Below are 22773 nucleotides of genomic sequence, written 5' to 3' on the forward strand. Positions count from 1 at the left end.
AATCCAATAATGGTACTTATCAAAGATTGACAGCTTTTCTTAACCAAATATTCTTTTGCAAAAATACAATATTTTTCTAACACCACGGCTAGCTTTTTGGTTCTGAGTTGGTCAAATTGTACTTTTGCAAAAATTCTAGGGTAAACGTTTTGCCCTACAAGAAGCAAACAATTATGTTAAAAACTATCGTTAAGGTTTCGGAGGTAAATAATTTATCAGATGCTCGCTACTGTGCAGGAATGGGCGTTGAATATATTGGTTTTTCAATGGACAATGTTCCTTTTGAGAAATACAAAGAAATGAGAGGTTGGCTTGCAGGCGTTCAAATCGTGGGTGAGACTAGCTCGAATAATGCGTTGCATATTCAAGAAATGGTAAGCACTTTTTTACCCGATGCAATCCAGATTTCGGCCAATTCAGGGACTGATTTGCCAGATTTAGATGTTTTAAAAGAGTTGAATTTACCCATTATTCTCAAAACTGATTTTGCTGAAGCTAATCTTCCAGCTTTGTTTCAATCGACAGCGGGATATATTACCTATTTTTTGTTAGAAAATTCGGATGAATTTACTCCAATAGATGATATCACCAATCAAATCGAAACTTGGGCAGCACAATATCCAATTCTCCTAGGTTTTGGTATTACAGAGGACAATGCAAACCAATTATTGGAAGAAGTAGGATTTAAAGGTTTGGCTCTGAAAGGTGGGCAAGAAATTCGTCCAGGTTTTGCCGATATGGACGAATTAATCAATATTTTGGAAGCACTAGATGATGATTTCTAGGCCAAAAATAAAGGTTTTGAAATTTGAAAATACCGTACACATTTTCAAATTTCAAAACCTAACATTTAATAAAATTTAACAAAGCAGGAACACTTATGGGTTAGTAAGTAATATTTTCCGTGCATATATTGCCTTACTACGAATCAAGCATCTAGAAAGTTTTCTTATTTGGAAAACTTCTTTTCTTTGTGAGTGCTACTCACTGAATAGGAAAGGTAAAAACCCATTCCTAATAATACAAGGGCAAAAATAACGACTGACATTTTAGATAGGAGTGAAAAAGAGTGTGAAAAAATCTCTAATTTGATACAATGACAACTTTGAACAGGCTAACCCTAATCGAATTGTAATATTTATACGATTTTTCTATAACAAAGTAACAAAACACTCCTAAAAAAGCCTATATAAATTGTTGAATTTGAGTAAACGGCTCTGCATCTAACCAATTGATAATCAAACCATCTTTCTCCATTTTCCTAAAATAAGTCATTTGTCTTTTAGCAAATTGATGTATCGCTACATTTAATCGATCAAACATTGTCTGGTAGTCTATTGTACCTTGCAAATACTCCGTTATCCATTTGTATTCTAAGCCATAAAATATCAACTTATCTGGGCTGACACCAGTATCAAGTAATGCTTTTACCTCCTCCGCCATTCCTTGTTCAAAACGCAGATGTAAACGTCTAGTGATTTTTTCTCGACGTAATTCTACAGGTGGATTTAGTCCAAAGATGATTGAATTGATTACTTGTTGCTGTGGCAATTCAAACTCAGGATGCGCTTTAAGATACTCTCCTATTTCAATGGCTCTGATGGTGCGTTTGTGGGTAGATGTATCTGCTTTGGGTACAAACGAGGCTACTGTATCAAAACGTTTTAGGAGTTCTTCGTGGCTTAAGGGAAGTAAGGTCGCACGAAACGCCTCATCTATGGGAACAGCCGTATATTGAAAGCCTTTTAAAACTGCCTCCAAATACAATCCGCTACCTCCGCAAAGAATAGCAATTTTGCCACGACTACGAATATCGTTAAATGCTTTTTGGAAGTCTTTTTGAAACTGAAAAATATGATAACTGTCTCCTGCCTCTACAATATCAATCAAGTGATAAGGAATTTTTTTATTTCCTATACAGTATTCTTCTAGGTCTTTGCCCGTTCCCAAGTTCATTCCACGATACACTTGCCTTGAATCTGCACTAATAATTTCGGCATCGAGCTGTGCCGCTAATTGTACTGCCAAATGCGTTTTTCCTGAAGCTGTTGGACCTAATATGGTGATTAATTCATATTGCATAAATAAAACTTTCCTATTCTTTTCTAAGAGTTTTTATGTACTTTAAACTACCCGAATTGCCTATTCTAATCCAACCTTGGGATTTCAATTCCTCTACAGAGTATTGTTGGAGAATACGGTTTTCAGGATAACGCTCGTATGTTTTCGAGTTCACCCAATAATAGGTAATTGTCTCAAAATCTAACACTTGCTCAAATCCTAGCACCTGATAGCTACGCCCATCAGACCAATCTTTATCTGCATAACTCATGATGTCGTCTGGCTGGTTTTCTTGCATAAAAGCCTTCATGAGTTTGTCCATCCCTCCTACCACAACATATCCTTGCAGTGAAGCAAATCGTAGTAATTCATACGAACGAAAATCCTGTCTATCGCCCCATTTCATGGTACGAGCGCCGCTAAAACTTGCTACAGCAATCATTGCATTTTCATCTGTAGGAAAATTTTCGCCTAAGTATTTAGGGATATATTGTTTTTTGAGAAAAAGTCCATATTTCAGTTTGGCTTGCGTACTTCCTTGTAAATGGTGTGTTTGTAGGAAAACATCCATTAGAGGCTTATCAATTCTGGAGACTACACAATGACGTGCATGCAATCTGGTAAAAAAGCCCAATATACTGCTGATTCTTGCCTTTAGGAGTGCCTGCTTGGTGTACCATAAATCTTGCCAAAGACAAATATATTTGATACCTGTAGATTGAGCTAACTGGCTCAATTTAGTGCCATACGCTTCTGAAAGTGGTGTGCTTTCCCAATGATAAATATCAAATAGAAGGAGTTTTATTTTTTTAGTAGGAAAATATAACAAAGGCAAAATCTGTCCTTCCAGTTGCTCTGTGCTTTTTTGAAAAGGAATACCCTGCCATTCGAGCCATTGACAAAGCTCTTCTATCCATTCACTATCTGCCATTCTTATTTTATTTTGTCGCAAAGATAGGCATTCTTATCATCGTAAGTAGGAAGATGTTATGAGTTAATCATATCTCTTCTGTTTGAAGGCGCTTTCAAACAGAAGGATAGTATCCAATTGTAGCATAGATACAGCTGTATGGCTCATCTCTTCTTTCTTGATATTTAAGTATTTTGCCATCGTTGGAGTGATCTCCAACGATGGCTTAAAATTGTAGCTCAAAATAGAAAAGGTTTTTCTAAAAATACATTTTAGAGCAAAAAGATACATAAATGCGAAAATTTCATAATTTTGTTAAAACCACCTATTATTAAGCTTAATGTTTCGATTAATTATCCGCCAGTTATTAATTTATTCATCTTGGTTTACAGAATTATGCGCTTAATTATAACTACGATATTTTTTCTGAGACTTCTTGCGAGTTTTTCGTCCTTTTCACAAAACTGTAATTGTGACATTAAAATTAGCAAAGCCAACTACTTTGACCCTTCCAACTTACCTGTCAAACCTGGACAAACGGTTTGTATTACTGCTGGTGATTATACCGAAATGAGATTTACCAATATCAAAGGTACGGCTTCACAGCCTATCAAAATCATCAACTGCGGTGGTAGAGTCAACATCACAGGTTACAATGTCGGAGTTTTGTTCTCTGATTGTAATTATATTCAATTTTTAGGCTCGGGAGATGCTAGTTTGAAAGAGGGCATTGGTGTAAGTTCAAACGCTAGTGCTTCAATGGGTATCAAAATAGAGGGAACAAGTAGCGATATCGAGGTGGCAAATACTGAGATTTCCCACGTGGGATTTGCAGGAATCATGGTAAAATCTGATCCTTTTTGTGACCAAAGTAACTGGGAAGGCAATTTTGCGATGTTTAATATATTGATACATCACAATTATATTCACGATACAGGAAGCGAAGGGATGTATATAGGAAGTTCGTTTTGGAACGAGGGACAAGAAATCACTTGCGATGGTAGCAAAGTGCTGGCATCCCCTCACCTGATTTATGGATTAGAAATACACCATAATAAAGTCCAAAGAACTGCAGCCGAAGGAATCCAATATGCGTGTGCGCCTGATGCTAAAGTCCATCACAATGAACTCCAACATACGGGGTATAATCCATTTTCGATATATCAGGTAAATGGTATTCAGATTGGCGGAGGTGCTGGTGGCGACTGCTATAATAATATTATCCATGATGTAAACGGAACGGGTATTATAATGATTGGAGGTTTGGGCAATCAGCAAGTATATAACAATCTGATCTATAATGTTGGAGGGAATGGTATTTTCTCAGATACCAGACCTCGTTCTACCGAAAATACCTACGTCAGAATCATGAACAATAGTATCATCAGTACCAAAGGAGAAAGCCTTAAACTTTACAGTAATATCCAACAGTATGAGGTTTATAATAATTTACTGCTCAAAACTCCTACTAACCAATATATCAAAACCTATCCGACAGTAAGATACATTGCCTCAAATAACTTTACGGACAAATCGATAGACAACGCAAAACTTCAATATTCCAATAACGATAATTACAAGCCAAGACTCTCGTCACCACTGGTAAATGCGGGTAAAGACTTAGCTTATCTTAATTTAAAAACAGATTTGACAGATACCCTTCGACCTATTGGGGGTGCCTACGATATTGGTTGTTATGAATACACGGGCGATTGGACCATAGATGACTTCGTTCCTGTTCAAGAACTACCTACTTATCCTAATCCTTGCAACTCAATACTTTTTGTGCGTTTAGATGCTGAAAGTCAATATTTTAATCTAAAAATTTATGATAGTTTAGGAAGACTCGTACAAGCTCAGGAAAATATGATTGCGGAAAACAATTTACTTCCTGTAGATATGTCAGACCTATCTCCTAACCTTTACTTGATTTCGGTCACTCCTACTACTGGCAATACCAAGATTGCTCCTGTTTATCAAGGAAAAGTGTTGAAGGTTCCTTGATATTTTCTAATCATAAAATAGGTGTCGTATCTAATTGAGTGAATAAGTGATTATTATTAAATCTCTTTTTCATCTTTAGAGCCGCAATGCTTTGTTGCTAAAACATAAATCATTCCGAATTTTTAGGATTGGGATTATACTCCAAGCTTTTACCAAAAAAGCGGTCGAAAATAGTTTTCGACCGCTTTTTTGATGCTATTACGCTAGATATAACTTGACTTGAGACGCAATCACTGCATCTCTACTGCTGGAATACGAATTTTCACAAAATTTGTACTTAAATCAAAGGTATTTTCATTCAAATGAATAGCTTTTTACACCTCCTGAGTACTTTCTTTTTTATACAAAGCAATTTTTCGATAGAGTTCGTCAGGATTGAAAGGCTTTGAAATATAATCATTCATCCCCACTGAAAATGCTTTATCTTTAATATCAAGCATGGCTGAAGCTGTCAATGCAATGATTGGAATCTGAGCAAATCTATCGTTACTCAATGATCTAATACTTTGTGTAGCCTCATATCCATCCATTTCGGGCATTTGTAAATCCATCAAGACCATATCATAGTCAGACTGCTGTACCATTTGAACAGCGAGTACGCCATTTTCGGCCACATCGCTTTCAATATCCCATCGCTTAAAGAATTGTTGCGCCACAATGATGTTTATTCGATTGTCATCGGCAATTAATAATTTAAGTCCTTTCAAACTTGGGTGTTTTTGACTTGTCATATCAGGTTCGGTACGTTTTTTAAATTGGAATGAACTATTCTTCAAACGAAGGTCAAAGTAAAATATTGAACCTTCCCCTGGAGCACTTTCTAATTGGATTTTACTACCTTGTAACTCCAATAATCGCTTCGTAATGGTCAGCCCTAATCCAGTACCACCGTATTTTCGGGTAGTTTCTGAACTGGCCTGCGTAAAACTGTCAAAAATAGAATCCCATTTGTCTTGAGGTATGCCAATTCCTGTATCTTTTACCTCAAAAGTCACCGTCGTGGCATCTGCATCTTTTTTAAGAATTGATGCCGAAATGGTAACTCGTCCGTAATCCGTAAACTTCACTGCGTTGGAAACAAGGTTGGTCAGGATTTGACCTATTCTTACCGAATCACCCTTTACCGCATCAGGAAGATCATCGTCCATCATCAATTTCAACTGAATTCCTTTATCAATAGCCTTCTGCAATAGAGCGGCTCGGATATTGCCCAATAAGTCTTTCAGACTAAAATCTACCTCTTCAAAAGTAATTTTTCCTGCTTCTATTTTATTAAAATCAAGAATATCGTTGATTAAAACCAATAAATTTTCGGCAGAAAACTTCAAAATTTTCAAATATTCAGCTTGGTCTTCACGGGCATTTTGCATCAATAAATGCGTGATACCAATCACGGCATTCATCGGTGTGCGAATCTCGTGGCTCATGGTTGACAAAAACTGTGTTTTGGCAATTGCTGCTTGTTCGGCCTCCTCTTTGGCGAGAATAAGGGTATTTTTGGCTTCAATTTGGTCGGTAATCACATCAAGACAAATGATGATCCCTCCGATTTCGCCTGAATCCAAGTACCACGGACGAGCATCCCAAGATAGCCATTCCTCCTTCCCATCTGCACGTGTATAGGTATCGCTCTTAGAATGATGTATCTCACCCTTCAAACACAAATCATTGATAGCTTTCCATTTTTGAGGAATATTAGGAAAAATCTCATAATGATTTTGCCCTACCAAATCTTGTTCTTGAATCAACAAAGAGTCAATCCAGTGCTGGCTATAGGCGATATAATTCATTTTGGTGTCAAATATCGCTACGGCAGCAGGTGTATTGGTAATAAAGTTGGCAAACTGCTCTTGCTTCACTAAAATGGCTTCTTGGTCTTTTCTTTCTTGAGTAATGTCCAAAATAGCCCCAATAATTTTATCTATCTTCCCACTTTCTGAAACTGTCGGCTTTCCAATTTTTCGGATTACTTTCTTTTTACCGTTATTAAGATTAAGCAATAGCTCTATCTCAAACTCTTCTTGGTTTTGGATAGCCTGTTCTAATAAATTTTGGTATCGAGTCTTTGCACTTTCATCTATCCAATCAAGTGGATTGATTTGAGGAAAACTTGACACATTTTCTATTTCAAATATTTCACAAGCCGCCGACGAATAAGTATTGGTATAAGTTGACAAATCGAGTACCCAACTTGCCGAGTGAGTCAGCACTTGAGTTTCGGCGAGCAAAAGTTGGGTATTGGCTAGTTTTGCTTCTGCTTTTTTTCTTTCTGTAATATCATGCCAAACCACCAAAAGCGCATCTTTCTGATTTAATCGAATGGGATTGAGTGTTACCTCAGCCAAAAAAGTCGTGCCATCTAAACGCTTGTGAAGCCATTCAAATCGGTGATACCCATTTTGGCGTGCCAAGGCATCCATTTTTTTCGACTTTTCGAAAGAAGTCATCCCATCAGGTTGGAAATCAGGGGAAAAATGAGCTGGATGGTATCTCAATAGAGTTACCTTATCATCACACCCAAGCATTTCAACTGCTGCTGCATTACAATCAATGATACCGCTTTCGTCAAATACCAAATGTGCGTCGGTTGAGCGCTCAAAAATTACATTGAGTCGTTCGTCAAACAATTTAAAATCTGTAATGTCCTGAATTACACCGAAAACCTTTGTCGATGATATAGTTGCGCTCTTTAGTTCTGCAATAATTCTAAACCAACGTCCAACCCCAAGCGTTTTATTCGCCTCAAACTCCAACAAGAATGTATTCTGTGAAGGCGACAAAGCTTTGATATTTCTCTCAAAAGAAAGAAAATCTTCTTTGTGAGCAAAAACACTTTGAAGCACCTCCCAATCCGCGCAAGCCGATTGTTGATGCAAAATCTTTTGAGCTGGCTTGTTGAGATAAAACCAATTTTTGGCAAAATCAAATTCCCAAGCGCCACTCTTTCCTAATTGTGAAGTTTGTTGATAGAGTTTTTCTTCTTTTTGAACATCTAATAATTGGAGCGTTTCTTCTGTAATGTCGATAAAACTACCCACTACCGCTTCGATCGAAAAGTCATTGAGAAGATTTCTAAATCCCGCACGAACATATCGAACTTCATGATTTGGCAACTTCATGCGCCATTTAAACGAAAAATTGCGTGGTTCAAGCGTTTGAGAAAGTTCTTCGAATGCGTTTTGAAAATCAAATGAATCCGAAGCAGACAGGTAATCATGCCAAAAAACCTCCGATGCGTTAAATTTTGCCTCGGGGTATGCCAGAAGATTGAGAAATGTTGGATTACATGAGTTCAGATTTGTGCTTGCGTCCCAAAGCCAATATCCTACAAATGTATCTTCAAATATATGATTTACCAGATTTTGCATAAGCAACTGTCCACAAATAATCTTAATGGTCGGAAGTTACTATATGAAGCTGCTTGTATGAGTCTATATAAATGACGGCAAAGAGAATCATAATAGTAAGGCTAGGCTATAACTCTCTCATTTTCAAACTAATAAATAAGGTTTAAAAGAAATAGAGAATTGATAATAAAGCCGCAAAAATCATACCAAACGGAATTTACCATTTGGTAATAAAAAAACATTTTTGACGATTAACCCTACAATACAACAATCATCCTCAGTTTAGTAATAAATGATTTGAATATTCTTCTAAAAAATCTCCTAATGAAGTGTATTTCTACGCTTATAACACGAAAGGTAGACAGCGTTGCTACGATGCCCCTTTTCTGTGATAGTATAATATTCTGTTAGATCTTGAGAAAAACTTAACGCCTCTCCCTGAGACTCTGTCTCATAGGGCAGAACTACAGGAGCATGTTGAAGTGCTTGGGCAATTGATTCGTTGGGAAGTTTTTTCCAGTAGAAAATATTTTTATAGTTTTTTACCAAAATCTCATCTCCTGTATTTGAAATAGTCCCCGATGTAACATATAAATCTTGGCGCGATGCTTTATCATCTGTAGGCTTCTCCTTTGAAGCATTCAAGATACCTACGTACTCCGCAGTGTTTACTTTTTGGGTAGACCGTGGATATTTGAGGCGGTAAATATGCTTTTCTGCTTCTCGGTTTGAAATAATAAAAATGTCTTTTGAAACTGGATCAATTAATAAACATTCTGCATCTTTTCTACCGTCGGGGTATTCAAATTCAATCGTCTCGATATGACTGATGGTCATGTCGGACTTTTCGCCCATACTAGGTTCTTTGAATCGGTAAATAAACTTTGTAGAATGCCATTTAAAATTATCCCCAGTGTCGGCGATATAAATCTCGGAAGAACCGCCATGTTTGACTACCGCTATATCTTCCCAATCACGATTTTTGATACCTTCGAGGTGAACTTGCTGAAAGCCATGCCCTTTGTCATCTATCAAAAACAATACATTGTCGCCACCACTATCGTTATGAACCCAAAATTTATGTGGATTCAGATAAGATGCGGCAATACCTGAAGCTTCGTCAATTGCTTGATTTTCGACCCAATATTTAATCGGTGTATTTACAAATAAAGATGAATCACTGATGGGTAACTGAACCTCACGATGCTTTTTTTCTTCGCAGGAGATTAAGGCTACAACAAACATTATTGGTAAAAAAAAACGACTTCTCATGGGTATAACTAATAGTTTACTAATGGCTAAGCGTCAAAATACAGACATCAACGACAAAAAATATCACTAAAGATAATTAGAATTCTTGAGTTGTGGCTAGTAAGCTGATTAAGCGGAGAGAAATCAAATGAGAGCGTAGTGAAGAAGACAATAAAACAAAACCATAAAGCCCTGTTTATCAAAAGCTTAAGAGATTATGTAGAATAAAATTTAGAAAACTGCAATTATAGTATTACTACTTGTAAAAGCGCTGTAGATGTAAGAGAAGACAAAACCATTTGTAATCTTTCACACCTACAGCGCTTTAAGCAGTAAGCCGTAGGCATTTGGCCAAAAAACTTAATTATTTCATGAGAAATTCTTTTCAACTTTTAGCCTACAGCATAAAGCCTAGTGATTAATACTGGAAAATTATTTTTATTTTGCCCACTCACTTAATTGTACAAGAAATTATTAGCTTTTAGCAAATGATCAGCCTTACAAAGCTGATGAAAAATTTAGTATCTGAAGATCTTTTCCCAAAACTGACATGTTACTGTTTCGCTTTTGTCTTCGTATTGGTAGTTGATGCAGGTTTTGTTGTCGCTTTTTTAATAATAATTGGCTTGGCATTAATTGCACCAAGACTTCCCACCTTAGAGCTAGGTTCTTCTTTGGGTTTAGGTAAATTTACTTTTGTCAAAGTAGCTCTTGGGTCAAGCTTTTCACCTTCGGTGGCATTAGCTGCTGTGCTAGTTGGCTTAGGTGCTGAAACAGCAGAATTTTCTACAGCTTTGGTAGCAATAGTTGTCTTTGTAGTGGGTACTTTTTCATCAGTAATCCCCTTTGCTGAACGAATTCCATCTTTTTCTGGAAAAGTACCTGGTTTAGGTTTTACGAATGGACGAGCACTCTCTGTCTTTAAAGCAGTAGGTGCTGGAGCTGATGCTGGCTTAGGAGTTGCAACTACTTTTTCGGTAACAGTACTTGCCCCTGTTGATGCTTTACGTTTATACAAAACGTTTTCACCTTGTAATGACTCAAAAATAAGGTCTGTAGCCAAATTCATATACATGATTTTTTCTCTGGCAACAATCTGATTGGTTTTGAGATCGATCACACGTAACACGATGCTACTATTAGGTTCAATCAGGATTTCAGCGCTTTCCTTGATGGGTGTGCGAATACCTTTTACAATAGTATAAATTTCATGATCTGGAATTTTATATACGCCATGAAAAGTTACTTTCGTTGGTTTATCATTTGTCGCTTGAACTACGGTGTTGAAGGCAAATATAGGTTGAGTAATAGACAATACTGCCAAATGGGCTGCTAGGAAAAGTTTTTTCATTATAATCAAATGTGTTAAGTGGTCGAAAAGAATCCACCAGTTTTAAAAGATATAACTAAGTATGGCATTTTACGGGTTCATGCCTTTTACTCAAAAGTTCTTATTAATAATTACGGTTTGCCTTGAAAAAGTACTTATTACAGACGCAAATTGTATATTTTTGTTGATAATCAAAAATATAGTGCTTTCATCATTAAAGTTTGCTTACCACTCCTTTGGAGTATCAAAACAGTTCTTGTTTTATTTCAACCGTCAATCTATACGATATACTTTAAAACACTACTATGAAACTTCCCTCTCTCTTTACCCTAAAGGGATACCTACGTCCTGATTCACTCGACAATACACCAACTTGGAAAAGCCTAGGAAGCGTTGCTGTGGTTCAAACGATTTTGGTTGCTACTTTAGTAACGTTATTCAATCGCTTAGATTGGATAACATTCGAAAAAATTACAGTTCTGGGCTTCAAACTATCATCGTTTTGGTTAATTGCAAGCATCATTATCTTTACCACATCACCTTTGTTATTTGTTTTACGAAAAGCTAGTTCTTGGTTCTCATGGAGTATCGTTTTCTTCGGTTACTTTGTTGCCGAACTCTATCAGTACAAACTAAATGCTACAGCGTCACATCCAGCATGGGTATTTCATTTTGAGAAATTTGCCTTCTGGCTTCCTGACCATTTTAGTAAACTCTTATTTACGGTACTTACCTTATCCAAGGTAACGACCATATTTACCCTATTTGTCGCTCGATTGGTAGCCAGTATTTTGTGGGGCACTCCCATTACCAACGGTGCTTCAAAAGAGCAATTTGATCAATTATTTGGAAAGTCTTGGGCTACAGAAACTATTGCAAAACCCAAAAGAGATATTGGTTTTTGGTTATTGCGCTTGGCGGGATTTGGTTATTTAGGTTTTTGGGGCGTTTTAGCTTTAGGACAGCTTGGGGCAAGTCCATGGCCAGATTCCCTTCAATACATGATTAATATGGGGAATGCCAACTTGGCTTTGTCAATGAACACTTATATCAAAGAATGGCTTATGATTATGCTTGCCTTTTTGGGTGCTTATAACATTGCTTTACGCTACTATGTTTGTATTGTATTGGTAGCTGGTCATTTATTTTCGACGCTATATACGCTTCTATTTTACCTAAATCCTTCAAGCACTATTAGTTACCGTGACTACCTACTTACTTCTACCTTTGTAGAGGGAAGTTTACTCTCGATTTTCATCTTTGTCATGGTCAAGTACCGTGCCAACCGAGGCGATTTTCAAGCAATAAAAGAGATTCCGATAAACTTTTCTATTCCTCTTACACTCCAAAAAATTGTCTTCTCTGGACTTACTATTATCTGTATTTTAATAGGAATGAGTATGTTAGCATTCCGCATTTGGGGAAATCCTACTGAAGGCTGGGGACTTATTTTCTCAGCTCCAGACCCAATGTTGGGCAATACCATTACGCTTTTTGTTTCGTGGGCTGCTATTAGTCTTTTGTTGATCAACAGAATTTCGCTAAGACAACATTTCACCAATCTCATCATTTTTCCGATGGTACTTGGCGCTATTTTAGGATTAGTATGGATTGTTTTTGCTGATGTCAAAATCATTAATCAATATGGCATATTTCAGCATATCGACTGGTATTTAGGGCTTTATGCTTGTGTATTTTTGCTCATTGCTGGATTACTAGCTTTTCTGCGTCAGCTTTATTACAAAATTGATTGTGGAATCAATACCTTAAGTCCGTCGGCAACAGATAATATTCGTGCGCTTGTGCAGGCTTTAGGGGCAGAACAAAATCAATTATTGGGAGACGAAAAAAATCTGTCTTTGATTACAAGTTCAATAGACCGATATATCTCTGGCATAAGAGGTAGAAAACGAGGTATTTTGAATGTTCCTTTTAGTCTATTAGAGCATGTTTTCAATACACTTTTTGGCATGAAGCCTCCGTTTTCGTCTATGAATCGTGACGAACAAAGGTATTTCTTGAATCATTATATTTTCAGAAATGAATGGCAACGAAAATCCTCAAGCGTTCCCATTATTTCAGAATTTGCCTATCAAATTGGGCTTTCATTAAATGCCTTGACGCAGTTTGCTTTTTATACCAACGCCAATGTCAGACATTCGATTGGTTATGTGCCTGCCGACGCGCGAGACCGATTACAAAGCAATGGGGCTTTATTTAATCCTCCTTATCGTGAAGTAGCGCCATTACCCAAATCGCCTAATGATGCTCATAATTATGAGCAAATTCAAGACCTCAAAATTCCTGCACCAAGGGTCTCAACGCCAACGCATGAAGCGGACTTGCCCGAAGAAGTAGATTATCTCATTATCGGCTCGGGAGCGGGTGGTGCTAGTGCTGCCTATCGTTTGGTTGAATGTATCCAAAAAGAATTTACGGATGCTTTAGGGAAAATAGATGAGCAAAAAGTGAGGGAAGCGGCTAGTAAAATAGTAGTAGTTGAAAGAGGTAGCCGCTTACAACCACGTCAAGATTTTCAGGATAATGAGTTTGACATGATGAAGAAAATCTACAAAGAAGGTGGTCTGCAACAAACCAATCAGTTCACTATGACGATGCTCCAAGGCGAATGTGTGGGTGGTACAACTGTTAGCAACAATGCGGTGTGCTTTGAGATGCCTGAATCAGTGGCTAAAATTTGGAAAGAAACCTACGGTATTCCTGTCGAGGAGATTTTCAATGAATACCCAACCATAAAAAGTGAATTGAACGTAAAACCATTGAACCCGCTCGGTATCAATGAAATTGTTGCAGACAAATTCAAGACTGGTGTCGAGGGGTATAATCAAAACCCTCCTTTGGGTGCTTCAAAACTTACAGAACCAAAAGTTTTGGAAGTGAACCACTTAGAAAATATAGGCGATGGCAACTGGAATTTGGGCAACAAAAAGTTACGTAAGCGTTCGATGCTCGAAACCTATATTCCGTGGTCAGAAGCTTGGGGCGTGAAAGTAATCGCCAATTGGACTGCTTTGCGCCTACAAAAAAACGAAGCTGGCACCAAAGCAAGTTCTGTACTCTTACGTGCCGATAATGGTGCTATTCGTATCGTGAAAGTTAATAAGGCTGTTATTGTGGCAGGTGGCGTAATTGCCTCGAGTCATTTTTTGATGCGCAGTGAGCTCAATAACCCACAGGTTGGGCAACAAATTAGTTGTAATTTTGGCATGCCGTTAGCTTTTGAGTTTGACGAACCTATCAAAGCATTTGACGGAGAACAAATTACCTTATACAGTCATAGCGAACAACCTGACAATAAGGTTGTTTTTGAGACCTATTTCAATCCTCCAGCGGCCTTTGCGTTAGCTTGTATGCCTTTTGTTTTTGAACGAAGAGACGATTTTATGAAAAACTATGACAAGCTTCTAAATTTTGGAGGCTTGATTGGTTCGGATGCCATGGGAAGCATTCAGCCCAAAGCAAACATCCTTAATGGACAAGCTTTTGATTGGATCTTGAGTGAAAAAGATGTCGAAAATATCAAATATGCAATCATTACGCTAGTTAAACTAGGTCAAGCTGCTGGAGCCAAAAAAGTCATTATTCCTACCAAACCTGGTATTTTACTCAACTTGCAAAATACTAGTGAAGTAAATGATTTTATCCAACATTTTGAAACCTATCCTTTACAATTGACAGACCTCTTTATGGGTACTGCACACCCACAAGGAGGTAATAAAATGGCGAGTCAACAACACGCTTATGAAAGAGTAGTTGATGAAAATTTTGGGGTAGTCGGACTTGACAATGTATATGTAGTCGACGCTTCAGTGTTTCCTACTAGTATCAATGTCAATCCTCAACTGACCATTATGGCTATGGCTTCTTTGGCAGCCAAGAAGATTTTTGCGAAACACCAGTAAAATATTTCGGATAGCGGATATTTGATTTCGGATTTGGGAGAAGCTTAGGTTTCTCTCAAATCCGATTTTTTGTTTATGAATATTAAACTTATGTCTATTCTCATCAATCTAGGTAATACCTTCATTTTAAATAAATTAATAACCTTATATTAATCAAACCTCCTTTTCTCTTCACGATATTACCCAGCATCTCCTAATATTTCCATAACAATAGGCACACAATCCTAATATAGCCTTAATCCTTAAGTACAATTCTCCTAAAACTGCGATAATAATTTTGTAACCAAGTTTCTTAAACGTACATACAATTAAATTATTCAAGATGAAAAAGATTTTTACTTCTATTCTTATCGCAGCAACTTTAGCGAGTTGTACTACCACTGAAAATGATTTTTTTGTCAATGAAGATGCTGCCACTTTTGCTGAAGTAGGCTCAATCGATATTGGCGAAACTGGCGCAGCAGAAATCTCAGCTTACGACCCTCAAACAAAGCGTTTGTTCGTTGTAAACAATAGTGCTGTTAATAAAATTGATGTTTTGGACTTTGCTGACCCAAGCAATATCAAAGTCATTTCTTCTATTCTTGTTGCTCCTTATGGTGGCTTTGTAAACAGCGTAAGTGTGAGCAACGGCAAATTAGCCGCAGCTATTGAGTCAACAGATAAGCAAGCGCCAGGCAAAATTGTAGTATTTAATACAACAGATTATAAAGAAATCAAATCGATTACCGTAGGTGCGTTGCCAGATATGGTGACTTTTTCGCCAGATGGCAAATTTATTTTGTCAGCTAACGAAGGTGAACCAAATGCAAGTTATAGCAATGACCCTGTGGGCAGTATTTCTATTATTTCAGTAGATGAAAACTATGCTGTCACAACCTTAGATTTTGCAGGATACGAAGGGCAACTTAGCGCATTGAAGGCAAAAGGCTTTAGAGTATTTGGTCCGAATGCAAGTTTAGCAAAAGATGTTGAACCAGAATACATTACTGTTTCGAGTGACTCAAAAACAGCATGGGTAACTTTACAAGAAAACAATGCCATTGCCAAAATCAGTATTGCTTCAAAAACCATTACGAACGTATTTCCATTAGGTTTCAAAAGTTATAGTGTGGATGGCAACGAAATCGACCCAAGCGATAAAGACAATACCATTGCTTTTGGAAAATGGCCAGTAAAAGGCATGTACCAACCCGATGCAATTGCCGTTTATGAGGCTGGTGGTGTTCCATATTTATTTACAGCTAACGAAGGTGACGCCAGAGAATATGACACTTTTGTGGAAACACTTCGTATAGGTAAAGCAAAGTTAGACGCGACCGTTTTCCCAAATGCGACTACACTTAAAACTGACCCTGTATTAGGTCGTTTGAATATCACATCAACGTTGGGTGATACCGATGGCGATGGCGACTATGATGAATTATATTCGTTTGGTGCTCGCTCATTTAGTGTTTGGAATGGTAACGATGGCTCATTGATTTTTGACAGTAAAAAAGAATTAGATACACAATGTGCCACTGCTGGTCTTTATGATGACACAAGAAGCGACGACAAAGGCGTTGAGCCTGAAGGAATTGCAACAGGAATGGTCGGTAACAAAAAAGTAGTATTTGTAGGCATGGAACGTTCGGATGCAGTGGCAGTTTATGACATTACTAATCCCAAAGCACCTGTTTTTTTACAATTGCTTAAAACTGGTGATGCTCCAGAGGGTGTAATGTTTATTCCTGCTAAAGATAGTCCAACCAAAAAGAGTTTATTAGTTGTAAGTAGCGAAAATGATGGTGTAATCAAAGTTTTCCAACCGAAGACAATTATGTAGTTTTAAAGTATGGATTGCGGGGAGTTAATCCCCCGCAATCCATACTTTAAAAGAGTTTTTTATATGCCAAAATAGCCAATAATCCAAAAAGCAAACAACCTACTCCTATAATCGTATACTGCCAAATTTTTGAAAATAACACCACTTTCCCCGAATCTCCAATTAAGACTATACCACTCCAATAAAATGGTAAATTAGGATTTAAAGGTTTCTTTAAATAATCTATTTGTGCTTTTTGTAAAGCAATATCTTTTTCGTAACCATCGGAAAGATACTTATAGAACAATTCCGTGATTTGATAAGTAGCGTTGTTATCTACACTCCACAAAGTTGAGACCGTACTTGGCACATCCAAATTGGCAAATCCTCTGGCAAAACTCATAACTCCTTCCCCCGTAGCATTTTTTCCAATATTAGTTTGACAAGCAGACAAAACAACCAAATTAGCTTGCAATTGAGGCAATCGTTGGAGTTCATTTAGACTAAAAACAGAATCTTGAAAATAAATTGTCGACTCCGTCGAATCTGCTTTACCATGGGTAAATAACTGGATTATATCGTAGTCGGCTATATCCTTTTTAAAATTTGCTTTTGACGCTTTATGGTAAGTCAAAAGTTTGCCTGTAAAATAGTTTTTTTCGATATTTTCAAGGGTATGATCAGAATTATAGAGTTTAGCAACGCCTAGCTTTTCATCAAAATTGACAGGGGCAACTCCTAATAATTTCGTTCTTCCAATATTTACTCGATTAGTATTTTTGAAAAAAACATTCGCCGAATACGCATAACTAAAACGATAATCCTTAATCAAAAATTCAGAAACCCGCCAATCAGGCAGTAGCGATGCCATCGAAACGAAGTAATTATCATGTGATACGATTACTCGCCCTTTAGGTAATTGAAAAGGCTCGAAAATATGCTTGTATAGGGCATAAGAAATCTTTTTCAGATAATTAAACTCCTTTTTAGTAGCGGTGTTCTTACAGGTCAATAATTGCTTTTGGTAAACATTTACTGCATCAAGATATGACTTGAGTGCAATCTTTTTTAACCTCACCTGAGAAGATGTTACCGAAATAGCATACACTGCTTCGTTACCAACAAAGTATTCTAGAAACGATTGGTCATTATCTTTGAGCTTTTCTTGGAGTTCTTCGAGCGAGATATAATGGTGGTTATACTTCAGCTTTTGGTAAGCTGGATTTGCTTTTTCGGTTGAGTCTATGAGGTTATTTAACTGGTCTTTGGAAGCTAGTAATTTGAGATTTATTTGTTGATAAATCCGACTTTTAGCATTCAGTTTGGACAGTTGCTCCTTCATGGCTTCTATCTCAAACTGGATTTTTTGCTTCTTTGCCTTTACTTCAAAAGGTAATTGCCCATTGGCTTCTAGGTCTTTCAAAGCATCGAGTAACAGAATAGCTCGACTCTTTTCGATGAAGTAAAAAGCTTTTTCTACATCTTTCAACTTAAAGCTAACTTCAATTGCTTTTTCATAGAAATGATGGGTGTTTTCTCTCCAGAATAATTTAGAGTTAATTTCCGTATGTTCCTTCCGCATACGATCAATCAGCGTATCGGCCTGTAACTGAAAATATTGTACTTTTTTTAGATTACCATATTCTGAGGATAGTCGAATACGATAGTCAAACCAATACAAAAGCTCTGATTTTTTGCCTTCATACGTATCTACTACAGACTGATAGCCAAGTGCTTTTGCAGCTTTTTGAATATAAATTTCTGATTTACCAAGCTCCTTTTGTTGTCTGAAATTATCGGCTTGATGTAGGTAATATTTACTTTTCTCATAAGCAACGAACGAATTTTTCTCAAACAATTTAATAAGCTCATCATACTGATTTGTGGAGGCTTGATAATTACCTTGCTTTTGAAAACATGAAGCTAGCATGTTGTCTGCTTCTAAATTTTCTAAGTTATACTTCAATCGCACCGCAACCCCTTGTGAATAATATTCTCTGGCTTTTGCAAAGTTTTGATTTCGGTAATAGTATTCACCCAAATTGGTAAACACATAGAAATAGAACATCTTATCCTTGTAGTTGATACTCGCTTTGCGTAACTTCTCTCCTACTTCCGTGATTTCTTCAATAGGAGCGTTTAGCTTCACTTTGGCATTCATCAAATTGGTTAATAATCCTAAATAGACTTCTATATCACTTTTAGGGTTGACCTTATCGATACCTTTTGTACACCATTCAATAGCCTCTTGGTAAGAACCATCCTCCACTAAAATGCGTGAGTATAATGTCCAACTTTTATCAACAAATTGAAAATCTCTAATTTTATTTTTTTGGAAAATTAGGCGGCGAGTGGCCTGAATATCATGAAAAAAATACCACTGATAAAAAGCATGAATATACCAAACATAAGCCCATTCTTTATCAGGCAGAGAACCTAATTTATCCCAGCGTTTTGCTCTAAATACACATAGTTTGTAGGCCTCTTCATACTTTTTCTGTTTTTCTAATTGTTCAAAATATTTTTCTGATTTTTTAAAAAATAAAAACTCTTGTTCAATATTTTTAAGCGACGTTTTTTTCAAATTTTGCTCAAATGCTTGAACGTCTTGAATCAAATGTGTATTTACAGAAAAGGTAAAGTAAGGCCAAAGAAAACTGACAAAAGCTATTAAAAAACGTACTATTTTGCTCATATAATCTTTTTTCAATTGATAACCCATTGAGTTATCTCGAAAGATAGCAAAGATTAAAGAGATATACGACAGCTATAAATAAAAAAGGTTATACCGACAATAATGTCAGTATAACCAAGTACTCAAATTACACATTAAATTATAGTTACCACAAATTTATGACTAACGAGGAGGAGGTGCCAGCGAGCCCGAACCCGTGCTTCCGCCAGTAATACCCGTACCATCTTCGTCATCAACAAGTAGGTGAAGGAAGTTCAAATTTTTGACAGACGCACCCGCAGTAAGCTTCACAAAATGAGGGTGTGTTCTGAGATATTCTTTCTTTTCGGTGGAGGTTTTTGGCACATAATTATAACGATAATTAAGTGGTGTTTCCAAAAGCTTCTCCAGCGTCATATTAGGGTCTATTTTCTGAAAAGCCACTAATATGCTCTTGTAATTAACATGGTATTCGATGCAGATTTCTTCTCCCATAAACATCAAACTCAAATCCATAAACTTCGTTGTCCAAGTTTGACCACCGTCTGCACTAAACTCTACAAAAGTGTTGTATCTACTGTCGAAGCCCCACGTTTTTACTTGTTGAAACTTCATGAAAAATTGTGCATTAGGTGATTTAGGAATCAAGAAAGTATTTTTCTGAACAATTTGTACTGCATTCTTAGGGTCTGGTTTTACATACACATAAGATTGATTAAGAATACTATAAAATCGTTTGGCATTTGCTTCAGCGGCAGCTCCCATATTAGGTGGGATTCTGTCGCCAGAAGGAATTAAAAATGACTGTACATTGTCGACACCAAAGCCATCATAAGGAAAGGTGGCAGTTTCGACATAGTCTTGAATGTAACTTGGGCAGCAACTTTGCCCTGTTGCTTGGAAGCTTATCCAAGCGAATAGCATGATGATTGTTAACTTAATGGTATGAGTTTTCATGTATAGTAGAGGGTGAATTAGTTACAAAAAAGTATTTAAAATGAGAACTGGAAAAACAGAAGCAATACTTTATGATTTGGTATACAAATACTTATTCAAAAATCCTTTCTAACATGTAAGTTTTAATGCAAAATAAAATTGCATTAATACGCTTTAGGCTATAAGCCGTAGGGATTAGGCGAAAAAGCTTCAATTATTTCATGAGAAATACTATTTAACTTTTAGCCTAGAGCTTGATGCGAGTAAAATTATTTTAATTTTGCCCGCTAACTTTAGTAACTATACAAAGTAATATTTAATCAATTAAAGATATAAGATACTGATAATTAAAATTTTACATTCACAACTCATCATTCAGCACTAATACTTAAATAGACACCCCCCAATTATTAATTGAGGGATGTACACGATTACCTAACCACTAATTTAATTGTTGTATTTTCAATGATTTTCTTCAGAGTTCCAGAAATCTGAAACCTGTTTTTCAAATAATGTTTTTTTGCGTCTTGCCACTCCGAAACGATGTCCATTAGTCATTTCTACTTCTTGGTCTGAGCGTTTATAATTACGGATATGGTTGAGATTAATGCAATATGAGCGGTGAATTCGGCAAAACTCACCAGATTGAATATGATTCGTGATGTCTTTCAATGTACGTGCGCACAAAACTTTCTTACCATTTGAGAGATAGATGATAGTATAATTTTCATCTCCCTCTAGGTACACTATGTCTGAATAATTAATAGCAACTTTTTTTCTATCAATATATAGTTTTGAGTGTGTCGAGGTATCTGGGTTCATAAGCGTATAATTTTTTATGGACAAGGATGATTCGTACCGATTATTTGTGTTTGTGTTGGTTTTCATAGACATTAGTCGTGGGATATGAAAAGAGGTAAACATAAAGCGTAAAAAAAAAATAAACTTTTCTAGAAAAATATTTCGAACACACTGATAATCAAGATATAATATTCTAAAAAAAGTTTTTAACACAGAACAAATCATTACTTTATCCTTAGGAGAATTTACTTATTAGAGATAGGCTTCTTACCGTTCACATAATCGAATGAAAATACTTAGAGCATGTACTGAATTTTGATTAAATTTCAAAGTTCAAAACACTAACCATATAGTATGTTGAGCCATACCCGAATAAACTATGATTTCTTTTTCATTTAAGAAGTTATCCGACCAAGACCTTGTGATAGGATTACAAAACAACCCTTCACAAAATCGTCGGTACGAAAACATTCTTTACGAACGATATATTTATCTTGTTGATGTAGGAGTTAAAAAGCATCGTCTAACACAAGATGAGGCAATCAGTGTGTACTCTGATACCGTTTTGGCGGCTATCAAACAAATCAAAGAGCAGCGATTTGAGCAGCGTTCGGAATTGAAAACATTTATTTTTCAAATTTTTTCAAATAAATGTGTTGACCATTTTCGAAAAACCACGACTAATAAAGCATCTGTGCATCAAGCCGTAGATTTAAGTGATTTTTCGGCAATTATCCCTGATAATCAAACGATTCTTCAAAAGTTAATCCAGCAGTCCGAAATCCAATTGATTTATCAAAAATTAGCGTTGATTGGGCAAAAATGTCAAGACCTTTTAAAGCTCTGGAACGAAGGATTTACGGATGACGAAATCATGGATACCTTGGACTATAATAGCACTGATGTAGTAAAATCATCTCGTCAAAGATGTCTGTCAAAACTTAAAGATTTAGTACACAATTCAACCCAAGTATGAGCAATCATTTAGCATACATTGAAGATTTTTGTGAAAACCGACTTTCTACAGAAGAAAATGCTCACGCAAACCAGCGAATCCAGAGTGACCCTTCTTTTGCTAAGGACGTGGCTTTCTATTTGCAAATGCGACACCTATCTGATTTAGAACGAAAAGAACGCCTTAAAGCTTTGTATTTTACGATTAAACAAAAGCAAAGAGGTCAAATTATCAAGTTCGTCAGTGTTGCCGCCGCAGCCGTTGTTATGATTATTGCAGGTATTTTCTTCATCAATCAGGCACCTACCTCCGAAGAATTTGCCCAGCTTTATGTAAAGGAAAACTTGAGCACTTTACCCACCTCGATGTCTAATCAAAACGATATGCTTTCGCAGGGAGTAAATTGCTACAATGAAGGCGCTTATGAAAAAGCACTTGAGTTATTCAAACAGATTGGAGGCAATCCTCAAGCACTTGAATATCAGGGCTTATGTCATTTACAACTCAAGCAATATCCAAGCGCATTGAGTATTTTTGAGGAAATTGCGAAGAATAACGAGCTACTAGTCAATAAAGGAAAATTCTACGAGGCTATTACTTTATTGCAGATGGGTCAGAAAGGAAAGGCTAAAAATATCTTAGTTGAAATTACAGAAAGTAAAGAAGATATTTTTGGAAAACAAGAAGCAGAAGAGTTGTTGAAAAACTGGTAAAAGGCTATTTACTATCTTCGATCACACGGATTACAACTATCTTTTTCAGCGAGCCGTTGCATGC

Annotated in this window: 14 protein-coding genes; 6 read left to right on the forward strand and 8 right to left on the reverse strand. The window is 36.6% G+C overall.

Translation table 11 applies throughout. The features are described 5' to 3' along the window. The first annotated feature begins 173 nt into the window (after positions 1-173). Positions 174-785, forward strand: a complete 612-nt coding sequence (locus tag GVN22_RS02645; RefSeq protein WP_166549522.1) for an N-(5'-phosphoribosyl)anthranilate isomerase — start codon at positions 174-176, stop codon at positions 783-785. 400 nt (positions 786-1185) lie between these two features. Here GVN22_RS02645 and miaA read toward each other — a convergent pair whose 3' ends face one another. Then, positions 1186-2082 (reverse strand): tRNA (adenosine(37)-N6)-dimethylallyltransferase MiaA, encoded by an 897-nt coding sequence (gene miaA, locus GVN22_RS02650; protein ID WP_166549523.1) that lies wholly within the window; start codon positions 2080-2082, stop codon positions 1186-1188. A gap of 13 nt (positions 2083-2095) precedes the next feature. Further along, on the reverse strand, positions 2096-2992 hold the full coding sequence (locus GVN22_RS02655) for a hypothetical protein (protein WP_166549524.1): 897 nt from the start codon (positions 2990-2992) through the stop codon (positions 2096-2098). 375 nt (positions 2993-3367) lie between these two features. Between GVN22_RS02655 and GVN22_RS02660 the strand changes: the two genes are divergently transcribed. Beyond that, positions 3368-4975 carry a T9SS type A sorting domain-containing protein gene (locus tag GVN22_RS02660; protein WP_166549525.1) on the forward strand — a complete coding sequence of 536 codons (1608 nt, stop codon included), beginning with the start codon at positions 3368-3370 and terminating at the stop codon, positions 4973-4975. 314 nt (positions 4976-5289) lie between these two features. Here GVN22_RS02660 and GVN22_RS02665 read toward each other — a convergent pair whose 3' ends face one another. From GVN22_RS02665 to GVN22_RS02675, 3 genes are all read right to left on the reverse strand, one after another. Beyond that, on the reverse strand, positions 5290-8343 hold the full coding sequence (locus GVN22_RS02665; protein WP_166549526.1) for a PAS domain-containing hybrid sensor histidine kinase/response regulator: 3054 nt from the start codon (positions 8341-8343) through the stop codon (positions 5290-5292). 300 nt (positions 8344-8643) lie between these two features. Next, a complete protein-coding gene (locus GVN22_RS02670) occupies positions 8644-9594 on the reverse strand; it encodes a hypothetical protein (protein ID WP_166549527.1) in 951 nt (316 codons plus the stop codon). 532 nt (positions 9595-10126) lie between these two features. Then, positions 10127-10924, reverse strand: a complete 798-nt coding sequence (locus GVN22_RS02675) for a hypothetical protein (protein WP_166549528.1) — start codon at positions 10922-10924, stop codon at positions 10127-10129. Positions 10925-11208: 284 nt separating this feature from the next. On the opposite strand from GVN22_RS02675, the gene GVN22_RS02680 reads away from it, so the two are divergent. Beyond that, positions 11209-14826 (forward strand): GMC family oxidoreductase N-terminal domain-containing protein, encoded by a 3618-nt coding sequence (locus GVN22_RS02680; protein WP_166549529.1) that lies wholly within the window; start codon positions 11209-11211, stop codon positions 14824-14826. A gap of 322 nt (positions 14827-15148) precedes the next feature. After that, positions 15149-16651, forward strand: a complete 1503-nt coding sequence (locus GVN22_RS02685) for a choice-of-anchor I family protein (RefSeq protein WP_166549530.1) — start codon at positions 15149-15151, stop codon at positions 16649-16651. A 46-nt stretch (positions 16652-16697) separates the two neighbouring features. On the opposite strand, the gene GVN22_RS02690 is transcribed toward GVN22_RS02685, so the two are convergent. From GVN22_RS02690 to GVN22_RS02700, 3 genes are all read right to left on the reverse strand, one after another. Further along, positions 16698-19325, reverse strand: a complete 2628-nt coding sequence (locus tag GVN22_RS02690; RefSeq protein WP_166549531.1) for a CHAT domain-containing protein — start codon at positions 19323-19325, stop codon at positions 16698-16700. Between the two features lie 162 nt (positions 19326-19487). Next, entirely contained in the window at positions 19488-20261 is a 774-nt protein-coding gene (locus tag GVN22_RS02695) for a hypothetical protein (protein WP_166549532.1), read from the reverse strand. Positions 20262-20702: 441 nt separating this feature from the next. Continuing rightward, positions 20703-21062, reverse strand: a complete 360-nt coding sequence (locus tag GVN22_RS02700) for a LytTR family DNA-binding domain-containing protein (RefSeq protein ID WP_166549533.1) — start codon at positions 21060-21062, stop codon at positions 20703-20705. A gap of 358 nt (positions 21063-21420) precedes the next feature. On the opposite strand from GVN22_RS02700, the gene GVN22_RS02705 reads away from it, so the two are divergent. Both GVN22_RS02705 and GVN22_RS02710 read left to right on the forward strand, forming a co-directional pair. After that, positions 21421-22017 carry an RNA polymerase sigma factor gene (locus GVN22_RS02705; protein ID WP_205690762.1) on the forward strand — a complete coding sequence of 199 codons (597 nt, stop codon included), beginning with the start codon at positions 21421-21423 and terminating at the stop codon, positions 22015-22017. Beyond that, positions 22014-22709, forward strand: coding sequence for a tol-pal system YbgF family protein (locus GVN22_RS02710; protein WP_166549534.1), 696 nt, complete (start codon positions 22014-22016; stop codon positions 22707-22709). The genes GVN22_RS02705 and GVN22_RS02710 overlap by 4 nt, the downstream gene beginning before the upstream one ends. Positions 22710-22773 lie beyond the last annotated feature (64 nt).

The organism is Cellulophaga sp. BC115SP (assembly GCF_009905545.1).
In the GTDB taxonomy this organism is placed as follows: domain Bacteria; phylum Bacteroidota; class Bacteroidia; order Cytophagales; family Spirosomataceae; genus Flectobacillus; species Flectobacillus rivi.